This window comes from Candidatus Thiodictyon syntrophicum (genome assembly GCF_002813775.1).
Lineage (GTDB): Bacteria > Pseudomonadota > Gammaproteobacteria > Chromatiales > Chromatiaceae > Thiodictyon > Thiodictyon syntrophicum.
On sequence record NZ_CP020370.1, the window covers coordinates 1,869,620 to 1,888,043 of the forward strand.

Below are 18,424 nucleotides of genomic sequence, written 5' to 3' on the forward strand. Positions count from 1 at the left end.
AACGACGCCCGGTTCGTGACGACGTCCGGCAGCTGGATCTGTAGGGTACGCGATGCGTACCCTACGACATCTGGGTTAACACCTCAGTTCTGATCGCACCTGGGCCGACCCGTCCCCGTCAGTCCTCGCAGGAGTAGCCGTGGGCGATCAGGCCCTCCTCCAGGTCGTCGGAGACCATCGGGTGGGCGATCAGGTACTGGGCCGCGCGCACCGAGTAGTCGCCGATGGCCTCGTCCACCGCCTCCTCCCAATCCTCCATGCTGTAGTCGCCGCGCCCGACCCACATCAGGGCGATCAACTCGGCACGCTGGCGCTGGTTCATCTCCCCGATGCACTCCACGAGTTCGGTGAGGGTGTAGTCCCCGCTATGGTCGGCCAGGATCTGGAGTGCCCAGTCCTCTGACGGGCTCGACGGGGTCTCGGGGATGACCACCTCTTCCTTGGACTGGAACTCGCGGGCCTTGGCGATGATGTAACAGATGGTGTCCAGTGGGATATGCAGCATGGGCGGGGCTCCGGGTCGAGGCCGGGGAACCGACCGGCGTGACGCCGTCGCGGACCCGTGGTCTTGTTTGGGTACGAAGTGTACTACGCGGACCGCGGGTTTCGGGGCGGGGGATTGCGGACCGCCGCGAACCTTTTGTGAGTTGGGGGGTGAATCCGGGACGATTGGGGCGCACTTGGCTCCTGATCGGTACCCCCCTGGCCCTTGGAGTTAGCGCCATGTCCATGTCCAACCCTTTGCGCGGCGCCGCTCTGCTGCTGGCGATGTGCGCCCTTGCGGCCTGCGCCACGGCCCCTGAGACCGGGCGCAGCCAGTTGTTGTTGGTTGATGCCGGCCAAGAGGCCCAAATGGGTTTCAGCGCCTTCGAGCGGAAGAAGCAGCAGACGCCCAGGGCCGGCGATCGGGCCGCGAACCAGCAGCTTCAGACGGTTGGCGGGCGCATCGCGCGGGTGGCGGGGTTGCCCGATGCCCGCTGGGAGTTCGTCCTCTTCGCGGACCCGGAGCCCAACGCCTTCGCCCTGCCCGGGGGCAAGGTCGGGGTCAATACCGGCATCCTGCCCATCACCAAGGACGAGGCGGGGCTCGCCGCCGTGGTCGCTCACGAGATCGCCCATGTCAGTGCCCGCCACGGGGCGGAGCGGATGTCCCAGGGAATCGCCGCGCAGGTGGGCGGGGTCATTCTGTCCGTGGCCCTGGAGGCCTCCGGCTACGGCGGCGCGACGCGCAGTCTGGCGACGCAGGCCTATGGAATGGGCACCCAGTATGGGGTGCTGATGCCCTACTCGCGCCTCCAGGAGGCGGAGGCGGACCGCATCGGGCTCCTCTATATGGCGCGCGCCGGCTATGACCCGCGGGAGGCGATCGCCTTCTGGCGACGCTTCCAGTCCTATAACGCCGGTCGCGGCGGCCAGGTGCCCGAATTCCTGAGCACCCATCCGCTGGACGAAACCCGCATCGCCGAGCTGCAGAAATTCCTTCCCCAGGCCATGGCCGAGTATCAGCGGGCGGGGGGGCGTGGCTGAGAAGCGGTGTCCGGCCGCCGCTCGGACCACTGACCAGGCCGCGCCCGTAGGGTGCGCCGTGCGCACCATGGCGCCGACCGGGACCCTGGCCGCAGTACTCAACCGCGGCTTCTCAAGGTGCGGCTGGAGCACCCGACGCCGCTGGTCCGGGCAATGGCGTCTGGTGGTCCTCGTCTTGCCGCTCCTGGCCGGGTGCGGGCCCGGCGACCAGGGGGGCGCGGACGCCGACCGGCGCACCGCCAAGGCGCAGCCGGGTAGGGTCCCCGCCTATTCCCAGCGCCCCGGCGATCCCGGCCGCGGTTATGACGCGCTGCTCAACCGCGCGTCAGACACCTGCGGCCTGCCCTACCGCGCCTATGCCGCGGCGGCGGCGCCGTCCGGGGGCAAGGCGGGGCCGGACGCGGGGCCCCAGTTCCCGGGGCGCACCGGGCGCAACGCGCGGCTACCCTACCCGCTGACCGCCTACCAGACGGACTCCGGGGTGGAACTGGTCACCACCAATTGTCTCGCCTGCCACGCCGCGATCCTCGATGGCCAACTCATCTTGGGTCTGGGAAACGCCTTCCTGGACATGACCCAAGACCCACTGCTCGCGGTCGTCTCCACCGGCGCCCGGGTGACGGCGCCGGCCGAGCGGGCACAGTGGCAGCGTTGGGCGGACCGGGTCGCGGTGCTCTCCAGTTACATGATGACCGATACCCTCGGCGTGAACAGTGCCGGCAACCTGACCCTGGCCCTGATGGCCCATCGCGATCCCAAGACGCTCGCCTGGTCCGCCCGGCCGCTCCTGGAGCCCCCGCCGCAGCGGCCCCTGCCGGTGGCCGTGCCGCCCTGGTGGAACCTGCGCAAGAAGCACGCCCTGTTCTACAGCGCCCAGGGGCGCGGCGATCAGGCCCGCCACCTGCTGATCGCCGCTGCCACCTGTACCGACACGATCGCCCAGGCCCAGGCGCTCGACGCCTGGTTCGTCGATGTGCGCGCCTACCTGGCCACCCTGGCGCCGCCCAAGTACCCCTACGCCATCGACCAGGCCCAGGCGGCGCGCGGCGAGGCGCTCTTTGGGTCCCACTGCAAAGGTTGCCACGGCACCTACGGCGAGGACTGGCGCTACCCCAACCGGGTCCTGGCCCTGAGCGAGGTGGGGACTGACCCGGCACTGGCGCGCGCCGGCTACAGCGATCAGGACCGCTTCCGCGCCTGGTTTGCGCAGTCCTTCTATGGCGAACTGTCGCAGATCACCCCGGCCATGGGCTATCTGGCTCCGCCCCTGGACGGGGTCTGGGCGAGCGCCCCCTACCTGCACAACGACGCCGTGCCGACCCTGGCCGCGCTGCTGGAGCCGGCGGCGCGACCGACCTGGTGGCGCCTGCGCCGCAGCGCGGACGGGCAGCCCGTCTATGACCGCGACGCGCTCGGTTGGGCCTACGAGACCCTGCCCGCGGGCAAGTCCGCCGCCATGAGCTGGGACGAGCGCAACCGCCTCTACGACACCACTGGCAAGGGTTACGGCAACGGCGGCCACCGCTTCGGTGACCGGCTGTCGGCGGCCGAGCGGCGTGCCCTGATCGAGTACCTCAAGACCCTCTAGAACCGCTGTTCTTCTGATCGGCCCAAATAGTGCTTGCGCCGACAGGCAGTGGTCTGTATACTTGTTAAATCAGATGCGGGGTGGAGCAGTCTGGCAGCTCGTCGGGCTCATAACCCGAAGGTCGTAGGTTCAAATCCTGCCCCCGCTACCAATCAGAAGTAAGGGCTTATCGGCGATTCCGGTAAGCCCTTTTTCTTTGCCCGGCGTTCAGGCAAGCGCTGGTCCAGGTCAGTTTCGGCAATGCGCGCGCAGCGGGTGGGGCAGAAATGCCTGGGGGTGACCGTTCGTCGGCCCCGTCAGCGGCATGGGCGGCAGCGCACAACAGCAAGGGGTAAACAGGTTATGACCGCAGAGATTGAAAATCTCGTTTTGGAGCAACTGCGCGCGATCCGGGGGGAGCTCTCCGATATCAAGGAGCGCATGGGGCGCGTCGAGCTTCGCCTGTCCGGCATCGAGCAGACCTTGGATGGTGCCCTGGCCGACACCGACCGTGAAGCCGGCCAATGGTTCATCAAGCGCATGGAGCACATCAACGGCGCTTGGGGCTGAGCAACGAGTCAAGATCACGTCAAACACAATCGTCAGTCCGGTTCTGGGCCGCGCGGTACCGGGCACTCGTCACTGCCGCCGCGCAACCGCCCATAGACCTGATCCAGCATCCAGTTCCGGAAGAAGGCACCCAGGGCCTCGTCCTGGAAGAGCGTGTTGATGAAATCGCCGTGTTTCTCGTGGCGGGTCACCAGCGCATCGTCCAGGGCCTCGCGGAACGGGACCCCGAAGTTGCCCTTGTCATTGACGCGGGCGGCCTGTTGGAGTTCGGCATTGGCTACCAGTTGCGCAGTCACACCATCCACCAGGTCTTGGGCATCGAAGTCGGTGCCGAAGCGCGTATTGATGACCTCGATGATGGTGGAGAGCCGCTCCTGCGGCGGCTTCGCGGTGCCGGTCCCGGTGTATTCGGGGCCCGGCAACTCGCCGGAGCCGCCGGCCTTCAGGGTCAGTTCGCCCTCGGCGTCCAGCTTCAGCTTGTAGGAGGCCAGCACCACATCGTCGCCCAAGTCCACCGGCGCACCGCCGGCGGGCGGCGGCAGCTTGCGCAGCAGCAGGCGGCCGAAGGTGTAGAGCTTCTCCAGGTCCGGGTCCGCAAAGGGCACGATCTGACCGAGAAAGGCATAGAGGTTCTTGAAGGCGTTGAGCTTGGCGCGGAAGGCCTCTTGGCGCTGCGTGCCTTCAGCATCCTTATCGTCTCTTTTCAGCGCCTTGAAGCGATCCACGGCCGGGTCTAACCAGGCGTTGAGCCTGGCATTGTCGGTGAGCTTCCGGTCGCCCTTGAATTTGAAGAGCACGGCCGCGAAGCCGTCCAGCTCCGAGGGCGTGTAGAGTTGGAACTCCCCCACTGCGTGCTGCAATTCGTACAGGCGCTGCGGGTCGACCTCATCCAGGGTCGTCGTCGTCTCGTAATAGTCCTGGAAGCTGGCCAGGATCGCATCGCGCTCGTTGACGAAGTCGAGTACGAAGGTCGCCTCCTTGCCCGGACAGGTGCGGTTGAGCCGTGAGAGTGTCTGCACCGCCTGGATACCGTCCAGGCGCTTGTCCACATACATCGCGCACAGGAGCGGTTGGTCGAAGCCGGTCTGGTACTTGTTGGCGACGATGAGCACCTGATAGACACTGGAGGCGAAGCGGGCGGGCAGTTCGGTCTCCTTGATGGACTTGCCGTCGCTGCCGCGGTTCATCTGCGGCTCGGTATAGGTGACACCCCTCACCTGGTCGTCCTGAACCTCGCCGGAGAAGGCCACCAGACAGCGAATAGCGCTATAGCCCGGGTCCTTGCCTTTGTCGATCAGGTAGGCGTCGCAGGACTGCTTGTACTTCACCGCCATCAGCCGCGAACTGGTCACCAGCATCGCCTTGGCGCGGCCCTGGAGCTGGTGCATCACGCAGGCGCGAAAATGCTCCAGGATGATCTGTGTCTTCTGCGCGATATTGGTCGGGTGCAGGCTGACGAAGCGGGCCAGTGCCACCGCGGCCTTCTTCTTGTCCAACACCGGGTCGCCCGCGACCTTCTTGGCGAGTTGGAAGAAGCGCTGGTAGGTCATGTAGCCCTTGAGCACGTCGAGGATGAAACCCTCCTCGATGGCCTGGCGCATGGAATAGAGGTGAAAGGGCGCGGGCCGGCCGTCCGGCCCCCGATGTCCGAACAGTTCCAGGGTCTTGTGCTTGGGCGTCGCCGTGAAGGCGAAGAAGCTCATGTTGGGCTGAGGCCCACGGAACAGGGCCGCGCGCAGCGCGAGCTGATCCGGCGCCGACAGGTCCTCACCTTCAGCCGCGAGCCTGGCGGCGAGCGCGCTGTCGGACAGCAATTCCTTGAGGGTGACCGCCATGTCGCCGGTCTGCGATGAATGGGCCTCATCGACGATGATGGCATAGCGCCGGTCCGGCAGGGCCTGAATCTTGTCCTGAATGAAGCCGAACTTGTGGATGGTGGAGATAATGATCGGCACCCCGGCGCTCAGGGCCCGGGCAAGTTGGGCGGAGTCGGTGTCGATCTTCTCCACGACACCGCTCTTGTGCTCGAATTGATAGACGGTATTCTGCAACTGCTGGTCGAGCACCTTGCGGTCGGTCAGCACCACGACCGCGTCATAGACCTTGCGATCCTGGTCGTCGTGCAGCGAGGCCAGCCGGTGGGCGACCCAGGCGATGGTGTTGGACTTGCCCGAGCCCGCCGAGTGCTGGGACAGGAAGTTCGTGCCGGCGCCCGTCTCCCTGGCCGCCGCCACCAGACGCCGCACGCAATCCCATTGGTGATAGCGCGGGAAGACCATCGTCTCCTTGACCGTTACCTGATCGGTGTCGGCGTCCTTCTCCTCCTCGGTCTGCAAATGCAGGAACCGCCCTACCAGATCCAACAGGTTGTCGCGCTGCCAGACTTCCTCCCACAGATAGCAACTGCGGTGCCTGCCCTCCACCGGCGGGTTGCCGGCGCCGCCGTCATGTCCGCGATTGAAGGGCAGAAAGCGGGTGGAGGACCCATTCAGGCGGGTGGTCATCCAGACCTCGTCCGCATCCAGGGCGAAGTGAACCAAGGCGCGGGCCTTGAAGCGGAACAGGGGTGCATGGGGGTCGCGGTCCTGCCGGTACTGCTGCTTGGCCGCCGTCGCCTGCTGGCCGGTCATCGCGTTCTTCAACTCGCCGGTGGCGATAGGCAGGCCGTTGACGAACAGCGCCAGGTCCAGTTCGTCGTCGGTCTTGGGGTCGTAGCGCAGTTGGCGCAACACGCGCAGGCGGTTCTGGTCGTACAGGTCCCAGACCTCTGGATTCAGGTTGTTGCCGGGTTTGAAGTACGCCAGGAGGATCTTCTGGCCATGGAACTTGAAGCCCCGGCGCAGCACCGACAGCAGGCCGAAGCTGTCCAGGGCCTTGCAAAGGGCTTCTATGAAGATGTCCGCAAGCGAGGCGCCGTGGATCGCCTGGAGCCTGGCCCAAGGCTTGGGCTGGGTGTCCGCGACGAAGGCGAGCACATCCGCCGGGATCAGCGCCCGCTGCGCGTCGAAGCCCGCGTGGATGGCCAGGGCCTCGTCCGGGTCGAACGCCGTCCGGTCGCGGGGCTCGTAGCCGCCGTGCAGTACCAGGTGCTCGACGATCAGGCGCTCGAAGGCGTCTTCGGTGTGGATTTTCATCGTCCGTCTCCCGGGCTTGTGTCCCGTCTGCTCAACGCTAGCGAGTTTGTGTCAAGCAAAAGTCGATTTGCTTTACACAAAGGCGCTTGTGTCCCGTAGGCTTTACACTACCTTTCGCCCCTCCGCCAGGTTCATGAGATCCGCAAAGCACAGCCGCGCTGCGCGCCGGCCGCTACCCGGCTGGAGCACTCGAAGAATGCCGGCCTGCTGTAACTGCCGCAGCAGTCCCAGGGCCGTCGTGCGAGTGGGGATGCCGGAGCGTTCGCAAAAATCGCTGCTCAGGAAGATCGGCCGCGCAAAGATCGCGTCCAGGGCGTGGATCGCATACTGGGAGTGTGTGATCCCGACGATCCGGGCCTTCATGTCCTCGTACAGGCGCAGTATGTCCTGAACCTTTGCCGCATTCTCGCGGGCCTGGGCCGTCACGGCCTCCAGGAAGAAACCGACCCAGCCCGACCAGTCGCCGTCGCGGGAGATCGCCCGCAGCCGCGCGTAGTAGGTCTCACGGTGGGACTCGAGATAGGCCGACAGATAGAACATCGGCTGGCTCAGCACACCGCACTGAGTCAGAAACAGCGGGATCAGCAGCCGTCCGATACGCCCGTTGCCGTCCGTAACCGTTTAGCCCCCCCTGGGTGCTGGGTGCCAAGGAGTCCCGGCGGGTCGCGGCGGCCTTGATCATAAATCCGGCCATCAGCCCTTGCGGCGGCCCGTCGCGGCCGGGAACCGCTCCGACGCCGTAGGAGCGACCCCGGCTGCGACGCGTGCCAGCCGCGGCCGGGCCGCAATTATGATCACGGCCGGTCGCGGCGATCGGTCAGATGGCAGGTAAGGGCAACGGCGGGGCCTGAAGCCCTTGGCGGCGCTGGCGGACTACCTCGGCCAGATACGGCCAGGGCGAGACGGCGCGTTTGCGACAGGTCTCGATGACGCTGGCCAGGTGGGCGAAGGCGCGGGTGCCCTGCGCGGTGCGGGTCCCCATGCCGATGCGGCGGGCGATGACCCAGTGGCGCAGGGCGCGCTCGGCTTCGTTGTTGGTCAACGGCAACTCCGGATGGTCGAGTACCACCCAGAAGGTGTCCCAGTCGTTGAACAACTCGCGCGCCAGCGCGCGCATCTTCTCATGCGGCGCATCGACCTGACGCAGGCACTCGTCGAGCAGGGCGTTGAGCATCCGCGCATGCCGTGCGCGCAACACCCCGACGGGGGGCGGGGCGCCGCGGGCGTCGTAAACGGCGGCCATCACCGTCGCGATGACCGTCAGGATCTCGCTGCCAAAGCGCTGGGCCGCCGGTTCCAAGCCATCTTCCAGCGCCTGGGCCTTGCGGATCAGGTGGGCCAGGCAGCGCAGCCGTTGGTCCAGGTCGCGATAGGCCCAGAAGCCGTCGCTCATCAACCAGCCGTTGAAGGTCTCGCCGAGCACCTGGCGCACGACCTCCACCGAGCGCTTGCCAACGACGAACAGCGTGGCGGTGGCACAGGTGAACACCCACAGCCACCGCAGCCGACCATGCTCCTTCCAACTGGTTTCATCGGCATAGCGCAGTTCGACATTGCGCACCGCCGCGTAGAGTTCCGCCTCGACCACCGGGGCCACCGCCCGTCCGGCTTCGTGAAGGCACTGGTTGATGGTCGCGCTCGACAACTCCAGACCCAGCCAATCGGACAGAAACTCACGGACCCGCGCCCGCGACAACCGCATGCGCTGGCTCAAGGCGCAGATGAAGGACACTAGCAACGGTCCGGCCAAATGCCACTCGGTCAGGGCCACCGTCCACTCGACCTCGCCCGCCGCGCGCCCCGGCTGCGCCTGCGTCCAGTGGCCGCAATCGCAGCAGCATTCAAAATAGATGTGCTTGGTCTGGCGCAGGAGCAGTCCGGTCGCGCCGGCACCGGGCTGGATCAGCTCGATTTCGTAGCGGGCGTTGTGTGCCCGCGCCACATGAGCATCCGTCAACGCCTGGCCGCACCCCGCACAGCAGGTTGGCCGGTGAGGCTGCTCGGCGTCCACCGGCAGGTGCTGGGTGCGGCTGTGCCCCGGGCTGCCCGGGCGCCGACCGGGGGGCTGGCCGGTGACCGTCCGGTGCGAGCCCTGACGGCGCGGCCGGGGCGCCGCCGGCCCCGCCGGCTCAGCGTCGCCGGGGGTGTCTGCCGCAGCGGCCCCGTCCTGCGACCCCGCGGGGACGTCGGGCTGGCCAGCGGGCGTGTCCTGACCGCCCGTGCCCTCCCACGGCAGCCGCGTGCTCGGTGGCCGCGAACTGTTGGAGGGGTTCTGCCCCAGCCGCTCGCGCGCCGCCTTCAGGTCCGCCAGCGCCTTGCCCAACAGCACCCGCGCCTGCGCCGACGTGAGCGTCTGCAGGTAGGCGTCGTCGAATTGTCTGAGGTCGTGATCGCTCAGGTGCATGGCGGGGGCGTGGCGGCGCTGGCGCACTCTCGTATAGAAGCTTGGGCCATAGTTTGCCAGGACCGTCGAGCTTTGTCGCGTAGGCTTATGATCGTCGGCGAGGCATTCATCCGACTCCCGGCCATCCCGCTGGCCGCGCGGTCGCTGGTCCGCACAGCGGACCCTACGGGCGCGCAGCCTCCCCGTAGGGTCCGCTGTGCGGACCGGGCGTGGCTGGCCGAAACTACGTCACGCCGTCCGCGAGGGGGCTAAGAACAGGGGGGGCTAAACGGTTACTCGCCACCTCGGTCCCGGCGATCCGTAGGCGGCGCTTCAATGAGGCCGCGGCGAATTCGCCGCGGAAACGGCATCAGTAGAGTCCTCGGCGGTCGTCATCATCGTCAGGCTTCAATGAGGCCGCGGCGAATTCGCCGCGGAAACTTCCATTGATCGCGTTCCAATTGCTCGCAATGGCCGGCTTCAATGAGGCCGCGGCGAATTCGCCGCGGAAACACCAAGAAACCGAAAGCGAAACCCCGCGCCGAACTCGGCTTCAATGAGGCCGCGGCGAATTCGCCGCGGAAACCGGTGCGGTCGCAGGTATACCCGGATGGGCGGACGGGCTTCAATGAGGCCGCGGCGAATTCGCCGCGGAAACCACTCGCTGCCCCGCGTCCGCCCATGGTCTGTGCCCCGGCTTCAATGAGGCCGCGGCGAATTCGCCGCGGAAACACGCTCCGCCGCGCTCTGAAGCCCGGGGCGCCACTCGCTTCAATGAGGCCGCGGCGAATTCGCCGCGGAAACGCGAGACACCGCGGCAGGCCCTCAGGCGGATCGCCATAGCTTCAATGAGGCCGCGGCGAATTCGCCGCGGAAACCATGTCGCTCGAACTGCTCGCCGCCGCGAGTGGCAGCGCTTCAATGAGGCCGCGGCGAATTCGCCGCGGAAACCTTGAGACGATCCACGAACCACGACAGCGGTTCCCAAGCTTCAATGAGGCCGCGGCGAATTCGCCGCGGAAACCCAGGCGCTGGACCTGCTGACCGGATCGCCCCCGGCGCTTCAATGAGGCCGCGGCGAATTCGCCGCGGAAACGTCGTAGAGGGTCGGGGTGGAATCGTAGGGGACCCAGCTTCAATGAGGCCGCGGCGAATTCGCCGCGGAAACCGCATCGTTGTAGGCAACATAACAGCCAGCCGCGCCGCTTCAATGAGGCCGCGGCGAATTCGCCGCGGAAACCGCACCACGGTCCTGATCCGCCATGACGATGTGTTGGCTTCAATGAGGCCGCGGCGAATTCGCCGCGGAAACCTCGGAGAGATTGCGATGGTGTTGATGCTACAAGAGCTTCAATGAGGCCGCGGCGAATTCGCCGCGGAAACATCGCGGGCGGGTGACCTTCGTGTCTGCGCTGCCGAAGCTTCAATGAGGCCGCGGCGAATTCGCCGCGGAAACCGTCGAGCGCACGGCCGCCTACTATCTGTCAGGGGAAGCTTCAATGAGGCCGCGGCGAATTCGCCGCGGAAACCGCTCGCGGCCAAGTGGCAGAAGACGATGTCGGTGGGGCTTCAATGAGGCCGCGGCGAATTCGCCGCGGAAACGACACCCCCACCAGCCAGCGCGACCGCCTCAGCACCGCTTCAATGAGGCCGCGGCGAATTCGCCGCGGAAACGGTGCCCTCCGCGTCATCATCGGTCGATGCCGAAACGCTTCAATGAGGCCGCGGCGAATTCGCCGCGGAAACCTCCTAGGAGGTCTTATGGCCCTCACCGACGCCGAAGCTTCAATGAGGCCGCGGCGAATTCGCCGCGGAAACCGCCGTCCTGGCAGTATCCCGGGCTGGCGCGGTTGCTGCTTCAATGAGGCCGCGGCGAATTCGCCGCGGAAACCCGAAGATTTTGATCAGCACAACGCCACCCCCAAGGCTTCAATGAGGCCGCGGCGAATTCGCCGCGGAAACGGCGCGGCGATAGCAGTTCTCCCGCGCCGATCATTATGCTTCAATGAGGCCGCGGCGAATTCGCCGCGGAAACCCAGTGCGGCTGCCAGTGGCCAGTCAGGCGCGCCGACGCTTCAATGAGGCCGCGGCGAATTCGCCGCGGAAACGCCGACCACACCCGCGGGCCGGGATCGAGCGGGAACGCTTCAATGAGGCCGCGGCGAATTCGCCGCGGAAACCCAGGACCTACCGATGCCACGGCCACGGCCGCGGGCTCGCTTCAATGAGGCCGCGGCGAATTCGCCGCGGAAACCCGACGGCGCCGGCCAGGCCCCATTGGGCCCAGTCGGGCTTCAATGAGGCCGCGGCGAATTCGCCGCGGAAACCCTTCGAGGCGAAGGATTTCTCCTTCGGCTTCCAGGGCTTCAATGAGGCCGCGGCGAATTCGCCGCGGAAACATCCGTCAGCGATAAGCATATGGCGGGCAAGCCGGCCGCTTCAATGAGGCCGCGGCGAATTCGCCGCGGAAACTCGAGGCGGTCGGCGGCGCGCAGACCGCGTGCGCCGTGGCTTCAATGAGGCCGCGGCGAATTCGCCGCGGAAACCTATGACGCGCTGGCGAGCATCCACGGCGAGCAGGCGGGGCTTCAATGAGGCCGCGGCGAATTCGCCGCGGAAACCGCCCGGTATCCACCAGATCCAGCAACATACTAACCGGCTTCAATGAGGCCGCGGCGAATTCGCCGCGGAAACTGGGCAAGAGCTATGACCGCCTGTGCCAACTCGCCGAGCTTCAATGAGGCCGCGGCGAATTCGCCGCGGAAACATTGCGCGAGACCAGATACCAGAACTGCCCCTCGCTGCTTCAATGAGGCCGCGGCGAATTCGCCGCGGAAACGCGATCTCGCGGGAGGTAGGATGTTCAATCTGACCCAAAAAGGCGCTGAAAAGCCCATGCAAGAAGCGTGTTGCCGGGAAGGCCCGGCTGTCGGTTCTGTGCTCGGGTGGGTACGATGACGGTGCGACACTAGCTCATGCCCAGCCCTTGACAAACGGCGAACGGTTGGCCAGCCTACTGGCGCGGTGATCTGACCGCCTTGCCGGAGCGCGCACGACGTGATGAACGCATTCAAGAGCCCAGTGAGCCGTCTGGCCAACCTGTTCCAGCGGTCACGTGATGCCTGGAAGGCGAAAGCGTTGGAGCGGCAGCAGCGCCTGCGGGCCGCGGAGGTCAAGATTCGGGATCTGGAGCACAGCCGCGCGCAGTGGAAGGCGCGTGCGCTAAAGGCGGAGCGTGGGCGAACGGGCGCCGAAGAGGCCGCGGCGCCGGCGGCTGACGAACCAGTGGATGAGCCACCACAGCTTGCGCTGTCCCCGCCGGTCGGCCATCACTATTCGGTCATGGTCATGCAGTTGACCATGCGGCTGTATCTGCACGCGGGGCTTGGCAGTCGCGGCGTGGCGCGGGTCTTGAATCTGTTCGGCGCGACATTCCCGGTGGCGGCGCCAGCCCACACCACGGTGCTGAACTGGATCTATCGCTGCGGTCTCGCGATCCTCAATCGCCAACCGGAATGGCGCACGGATTGGATCTACGTCGCTGATCATACCATCGCCTTGGGGGCATCCAAGTGCCTGGTAATCCTGGGTATTCCGGTGAATGCACTGGCTCGGAGCGGTTACAGTCCGGGTCACGGCGCCATGCAGGTGCTGGCCGTGGAGATCACCACACACAGCACGGGGGCGTGGGTCGCGAACGTGCTCAGGCGCGTTGCGCAACGCACCGGTCCCCCGGTCCAGATCGTTGCCGACCACGGCAGCGACCTGCGCAAGGGCATCGCCTTGTTTCAGGAGCACGCCACTGCCTGCGTCTATACTTATGATATTTCTCATCTGATCGCGACGCTGCTCAAGGCCGAGATGGGCCGGGACGCGCGCTGGGAGTCCTTGCTGGCGCACTGTCGCAACGCCTGGTCAGCCTTGCAGCAGACCGATCTGGCCTTCTTGCTGCCGCCTCGGCAGCGCCTCAAGGCGCGTTTCATGAATCTGGATGTCCAGGTGCGGTGGGCACAACGGCTCCTCGCCTACCATGATCGCGGCGACTTCAGCGCGATCCGCGCGCAATACGTCCTGAAGTGGCCGGCATGGGAGCACCTGTGCGCGCGGTTCGGCGCCGCCCGGGCGCACCCATTGCGGGCCATCGTCGGCATTCGCTATCCCGACCGGGCGGCTTTTTGCCAGGCACTGCAGACACACTCAGACCTCGAGAGTGATACGCTCGACGATGTGTTCTGGCAGCAAGCGGACGCTGGGTACAGCCGCTTCCTTGACGGCTTTGCCTGGCTACTGTCCTACCGGGATGACCTGGTGGATTACGCGCAAATGATGGCGCAATCCAAGCTGATTCAGTCGCACCTCAAATCCAAGGGCCTCCAGCGGGGCTCCCAGGAATCACTCCAGGCCACGCTGCCACCGCAGTCAACGCTCACCCCACGCACGGCGGCCTTTACCCAACAGATGCTCGCGAAGGTGGCAGTGGAAGCCGCCAAGATCCCGACTGATAATGTCTGGCTGGCATCCTCCGATATCATCGAATCGGTCTTCGGGAAATACAAATGCTTCACCGCCAGGGGGCCACTCAAGGAGATCGGCAAGCTGCTGCTTGCGATTCCTGCCTTCATCGCCGACCTGGCGACTCCGTTGATTCGGGAGGCGATGGAATCGGTGCGTACGATTGATGTCGAGCACTGGGCGCAAGCGCATATCGGTGCGTCGATGCTGGCCCGGCGTCGGCATGCTCTCATTGATTCGTTATCAAACACTAAAACTGTATGAAGATAATTTGTGAAATAGGTCCGATATTGAACACCCTACGCGGGAGGTCATCGTGGGCGATGACGCGGAGCTTCAATGAGGCCGCGGCGAATTCGCCGCGGAAACAACCAACCACGCCGCAAACGCCTGAGAGAACGTAAAGCTTCAATGAGGCCGCGGCGAATTCGCCGCGGAAACAGCCGAACTTCAAAAGCCGCGCACCAACGATAACCGGCTTCAATGAGGCCGCGGCGAATTCGCCGCGGAAACGCGCATCACGCCCACCGCCGTTGATTTGAGAGGGTCAGCTTCAATGAGGCCGCGGCGAATTCGCCGCGGAAACATGCCAAGCATCCCCAGGTGCCCCATCTCCAATTCCGCGCTTCAATGAGGCCGCGGCGAATTCGCCGCGGAAACGTCGTTTTCTGTCGGTTTCAGATCCTTCTGTGTCCGGCTTCAATGAGGCCGCGGCGAATTCGCCGCGGAAACATGATGCAGGGCTGCAGGGTGTCCTGCATCGCCTCGCTTCAATGAGGCCGCGGCGAATTCGCCGCGGAAACCGCATCGCCCGGTTGCGGTGTCTGGTCGATTGCGCCGGGCTTCAATGAGGCCGCGGCGAATTCGCCGCGGAAACTGCAGTGGGATGGGCCGCCGCCCCGGTGGGCCGCATGCTTCAATGAGGCCGCGGCGAATTCGCCGCGGAAACGGCGCCGTTGCCGGTGGCATCGCCCTTGGCCCTGGCGCTTCAATGAGGCCGCGGCGAATTCGCCGCGGAAACGAGCCGGTACGCACAGACCTGTGGGGTCGGTGCGAGGCTTCAATGAGGCCGCGGCGAATTCGCCGCGGAAACCCGGACATCTGGACACCACTACCAGGCCAGCACCGGACGCTTCAATGAGGCCGCGGCGAATTCGCCGCGGAAACTTGCTCCCGCCGTGACCGCTCGCCCTGGACGACATCGCTTCAATGAGGCCGCGGCGAATTCGCCGCGGAAACCTGCCCGCCGGCACCATCATCCCTTTCGCCGGTGCGCTTCAATGAGGCCGCGGCGAATTCGCCGCGGAAACAAGAGCATCTGGGACTCGCTGACCGGCACCATCACGCTTCAATGAGGCCGCGGCGAATTCGCCGCGGAAACCGGAGGGCTCGACCGCCTGGGTCGCGGGCGCCGTCTGGCTTCAATGAGGCCGCGGCGAATTCGCCGCGGAAACCCGAGAAGCGCCAGATGCAAGACGGCATCCGGATGCTGGCTTCAATGAGGCCGCGGCGAATTCGCCGCGGAAACGCGCCTCACACAGGGCCGCCAGCCCCGCATAGCCCCTGCTTCAATGAGGCCGCGGCGAATTCGCCGCGGAAACGCCCGCGGCGTGCGCCGCCCGGTCCGCATCGGACATGCTTCAATGAGGCCGCGGCGAATTCGCCGCGGAAACCCAGCGCCATGCCCCGGCGTGTCATCGAGCCGAAGGTGCTTCAATGAGGCCGCGGCGAATTCGCCGCGGAAACGTGGGGCGACCTGACCGCCTTGAGCGACGGCATCGCGCTTCAATGAGGCCGCGGCGAATTCGCCGCGGAAACGACCAAATAGTTGAAGTCGAATCAGCCTTTAATTCTTGCTTCAATGAGGCCGCGGCGAATTCGCCGCGGAAACGTGGGCACTGCGGCGGGCTACTTCGCGCCAAGCCGCGGCTTCAATGAGGCCGCGGCGAATTCGCCGCGGAAACACCCGACGGACACTCGCACGCACCCGGGACCCCCGACGCTTCAATGAGGCCGCGGCGAATTCGCCGCGGAAACCTTTGTGCAACAGCTCGTTGCACAAATTCCCTGGGGCCAGCTTCAATGAGGCCGCGGCGAATTCGCCGCGGAAACGACGCTGGGGGCGGCGCCGGTCGCCGCTCCGGGCGCGGCTTCAATGAGGCCGCGGCGAATTCGCCGCGGAAACGCGAAAGGCCGCGATCCTCGCCGGCCTGGCGGCCGGGGCTTCAATGAGGCCGCGGCGAATTCGCCGCGGAAACACCGGCTACGGCAAGACGACGGCGACCACCTGGTTCGTGCTTCAATGAGGCCGCGGCGAATTCGCCGCGGAAACCGGAATACACCGTCGAGGATCTCCTGGCAGCCCTGGAGCTTCAATGAGGCCGCGGCGAATTCGCCGCGGAAACAGCGACCTCGGTATAGAACACGTCTTCGCGTTTGACCGCTTCAATGAGGCCGCGGCGAATTCGCCGCGGAAACCGCAGGCGACGCTGGACACCATCGCCGGCTGCTACCGGGCTTCAATGAGGCCGCGGCGAATTCGCCGCGGAAACGATCGCCACCCTCACCGAGCGGGCGGCCGTTGTCGGTGCTTCAATGAGGCCGCGGCGAATTCGCCGCGGAAACCGAGCCGCGCGAGTGGACGCGAGCGACGACCCGACCGGAGCTTCAATGAGGCCGCGGCGAATTCGCCGCGGAAACCACCCGCCCGGTCGACGGCCTCGCCAAGCTGCTGCTGCTTCAATGAGGCCGCGGCGAATTCGCCGCGGAAACCTGCGCGACCTGAGCATTTACCGGGCGTTCAACGGGCGGCTTCAATGAGGCCGCGGCGAATTCGCCGCGGAAACATAAAGTGACTCGCGGTGCGTTGTGGGTCGGTATCGATGCTTCAATGAGGCCGCGGCGAATTCGCCGCGGAAACCGGCGGAGATGTCTTGACCCCACTGCATCAGGCTCATGAGCTTCAATGAGGCCGCGGCGAATTCGCCGCGGAAACCCGACCGCGCGTTCCGGCGGTCGCGCAAGAGCGGTGCTTCAATGAGGCCGCGGCGAATTCGCCGCGGAAACCTTGTCGTGTGAAGGTTTGCCCGGTTGGTTCGTCGTTGCTTCAATGAGGCCGCGGCGAATTCGCCGCGGAAACCTCAGAAAGCGCGGAATACTCAACGACCACACGAGCAGCTTCAATGAGGCCGCGGCGAATTCGCCGCGGAAACGCGGCAGGCGCGGATTGTTGTGACTAATCTCGCGCTTGCTTCAATGAGGCCGCGGCGAATTCGCCGCGGAAACTGGAGACGCTCACCGAATCACTGCTGCGCCGGGACGAGCTTCAATGAGGCCGCGGCGAATTCGCCGCGGAAACCGCGGGCTCTGCAGACTGCTGGAACTCACTGCGGTAGCTTCAATGAGGCCGCGGCGAATTCGCCGCGGAAACCGCTCAGCCAGTTGGCCGAAGCGCTCCGGCCGATCGAGCTTCAATGAGGCCGCGGCGAATTCGCCGCGGAAACTGTTCAACGGGCGGCCGCCGCGAACACGGGGTTATCGCTTCAATGAGGCCGCGGCGAATTCGCCGCGGAAACGTGAACATGCGCCGCGCCGCCCGCTTTGGACGATGGCTTCAATGAGGCCGCGGCGAATTCGCCGCGGAAACGTGCTGATCATCGCCAAGGCCTACATAGAGGCCGGGGCTTCAATGAGGCCGCGGCGAATTCGCCGCGGAAACCCCGCGCCAGTCCTCGAAATGCCCATGCTCCGAAAGCTTCAATGAGGCCGCGGCGAATTCGCCGCGGAAACCTGTTACCTGGCGCTCGACCATGGGCTCTATTCGGGCGCTTCAATGAGGCCGCGGCGAATTCGCCGCGGAAACCTGCTGGCGCCAGCGGCCCCGGCCGACCTGGCCGGCGCTTCAATGAGGCCGCGGCGAATTCGCCGCGGAAACGATGCCGGACCCCGACACCCTCCTGCAGCAGGCCGGGGGCTTCAATGAGGCCGCGGCGAATTCGCCGCGGAAACCTCAGCACGTCGTCGATCGTCAACGACGCCGTGCTGAAGCTTCAATGAGGCCGCGGCGAATTCGCCGCGGAAACGACCCAAGCCGGCCGGGCAACCTCTGTGAGGTCTTGCTTCAATGAGGCCGCGGCGAATTCGCCGCGGAAACGCCCCATCACCAGCGAGGACCCCACCCCATGACAGACGCTTCAATGAGGCCGCGGCGAATTCGCCGCGGAAACCCGCGGAGAGAGCTTACCTCGACGGGCGCACGATCGCTTCAATGAGGCCGCGGCGAATTCGCCGCGGAAACCTACATGTACGTCTGGGCCGATGCCGAGGGCACCGACGCTTCAATGAGGCCGCGGTGAATTCGCCGCGGAAACACCCCGACGGGTTTGGACTTGATCAGATAGCGCGCCAGGCTTCAATGAGGCCGCGGCGAATTCGCCGCGGAAACTACGCAACTACACAGGTACATCAATGACACAGGACGTAGCTTCAATGAGGCCGCGGCGAATTCGCCGCGGAAACGATCCCGAATCTGCTGGTGCTCGGCCGGGGTGAGCGGGCTTCAATGAGGCCGCGGCGAATTCGCCGCGGAAACGCCCGCCCCACGGACCGGCAGCTACAAGGCCCGCTGGCTTCAATGAGGCCGCGGCGAATTCGCCGCGGAAACGCGGGTGTCGCTGTTGGAACACATGGCCCAAGAAGGGCTTCAATGAGGCCGCGGCGAATTCGCCGCGG

Annotated in this window: 8 protein-coding genes, 1 tRNA gene and 2 CRISPR repeat arrays (1 of these 11 only partly in view); of the genes, 5 read left to right on the forward strand and 4 right to left on the reverse strand. The window is 65.8% G+C overall.

What is annotated here, in order from left to right:
* Positions 1–118: 118 nt before the first annotated feature.
* Positions 119–505 (reverse strand): DUF3775 domain-containing protein, encoded by a 387-nt coding sequence (locus THSYN_RS08070; RefSeq protein ID WP_100918679.1) that lies wholly within the window; start codon positions 503–505, stop codon positions 119–121.
* Positions 506–723: 218 nt separating this feature from the next.
* Here THSYN_RS08070 and THSYN_RS08075 point away from each other — a divergent pair, with 218 nt between their 5' ends.
* The 4 genes from THSYN_RS08075 to THSYN_RS08090 all read left to right on the forward strand — a co-directional run bounded on the left by THSYN_RS08075 (position 724) and on the right by THSYN_RS08090 (position 3,664).
* The gene (locus THSYN_RS08075) at positions 724–1,527 is read left to right on the forward strand and encodes a M48 family metallopeptidase (RefSeq protein WP_100918680.1); all 804 of its coding nucleotides are present in this window, start codon (positions 724–726) and stop codon (positions 1,525–1,527) included.
* Positions 1,520–3,115, forward strand: coding sequence for a c-type cytochrome (locus tag THSYN_RS08080; protein ID WP_236848824.1), 1,596 nt, complete (start codon positions 1,520–1,522; stop codon positions 3,113–3,115). The genes THSYN_RS08075 and THSYN_RS08080 overlap by 8 nt, the downstream gene beginning before the upstream one ends.
* A 74-nt stretch (positions 3,116–3,189) precedes the next feature.
* Positions 3,190–3,266, forward strand: a tRNA-Met gene (locus tag THSYN_RS08085).
* Positions 3,267–3,457: 191 nt separating this feature from the next.
* Complete coding sequence (locus tag THSYN_RS08090) at positions 3,458–3,664, forward strand: hypothetical protein (RefSeq protein WP_100918681.1); 207 nt, start codon at positions 3,458–3,460, stop codon at positions 3,662–3,664.
* A 32-nt stretch (positions 3,665–3,696) separates the two neighbouring features.
* Here the strand turns inward: THSYN_RS08090 and THSYN_RS08095 are convergent, their stop codons facing one another.
* The 3 genes from THSYN_RS08095 to tnpC all read right to left on the reverse strand — a co-directional run bounded on the left by THSYN_RS08095 (position 3,697) and on the right by tnpC (position 9,202).
* Positions 3,697–6,798, reverse strand: a complete 3,102-nt coding sequence (locus THSYN_RS08095) for a type I restriction endonuclease subunit R (RefSeq protein ID WP_100918682.1) — start codon at positions 6,796–6,798, stop codon at positions 3,697–3,699.
* Positions 6,799–6,900: 102 nt separating this feature from the next.
* On the reverse strand, positions 6,901–7,338 hold the full coding sequence (locus tag THSYN_RS08100) for a Fic family protein (protein ID WP_100918683.1): 438 nt from the start codon (positions 7,336–7,338) through the stop codon (positions 6,901–6,903).
* A gap of 277 nt (positions 7,339–7,615) precedes the next feature.
* Entirely contained in the window at positions 7,616–9,202 is a 1,587-nt protein-coding gene (gene tnpC / locus THSYN_RS08105) for an IS66 family transposase (protein ID WP_100918359.1), read from the reverse strand.
* A 309-nt stretch (positions 9,203–9,511) separates the two neighbouring features.
* Positions 9,512–12,020: direct repeats of the CRISPR family, unit length 36 nt; unit sequence GCTTCAATGAGGCCGCGGCGAATTCGCCGCGGAAAC.
* Between the two features lie 221 nt (positions 12,021–12,241).
* Between tnpC and THSYN_RS08110 the strand changes: the two genes are divergently transcribed.
* The gene (locus tag THSYN_RS08110) at positions 12,242–13,957 is read left to right on the forward strand and encodes a hypothetical protein (protein ID WP_100918684.1); all 1,716 of its coding nucleotides are present in this window, start codon (positions 12,242–12,244) and stop codon (positions 13,955–13,957) included.
* A gap of 69 nt (positions 13,958–14,026) precedes the next feature.
* Positions 14,027–18,424: a CRISPR direct-repeat array (repeat unit 36 nt; unit sequence GCTTCAATGAGGCCGCGGCGAATTCGCCGCGGAAAC); it runs 6,282 nt beyond the window's last position.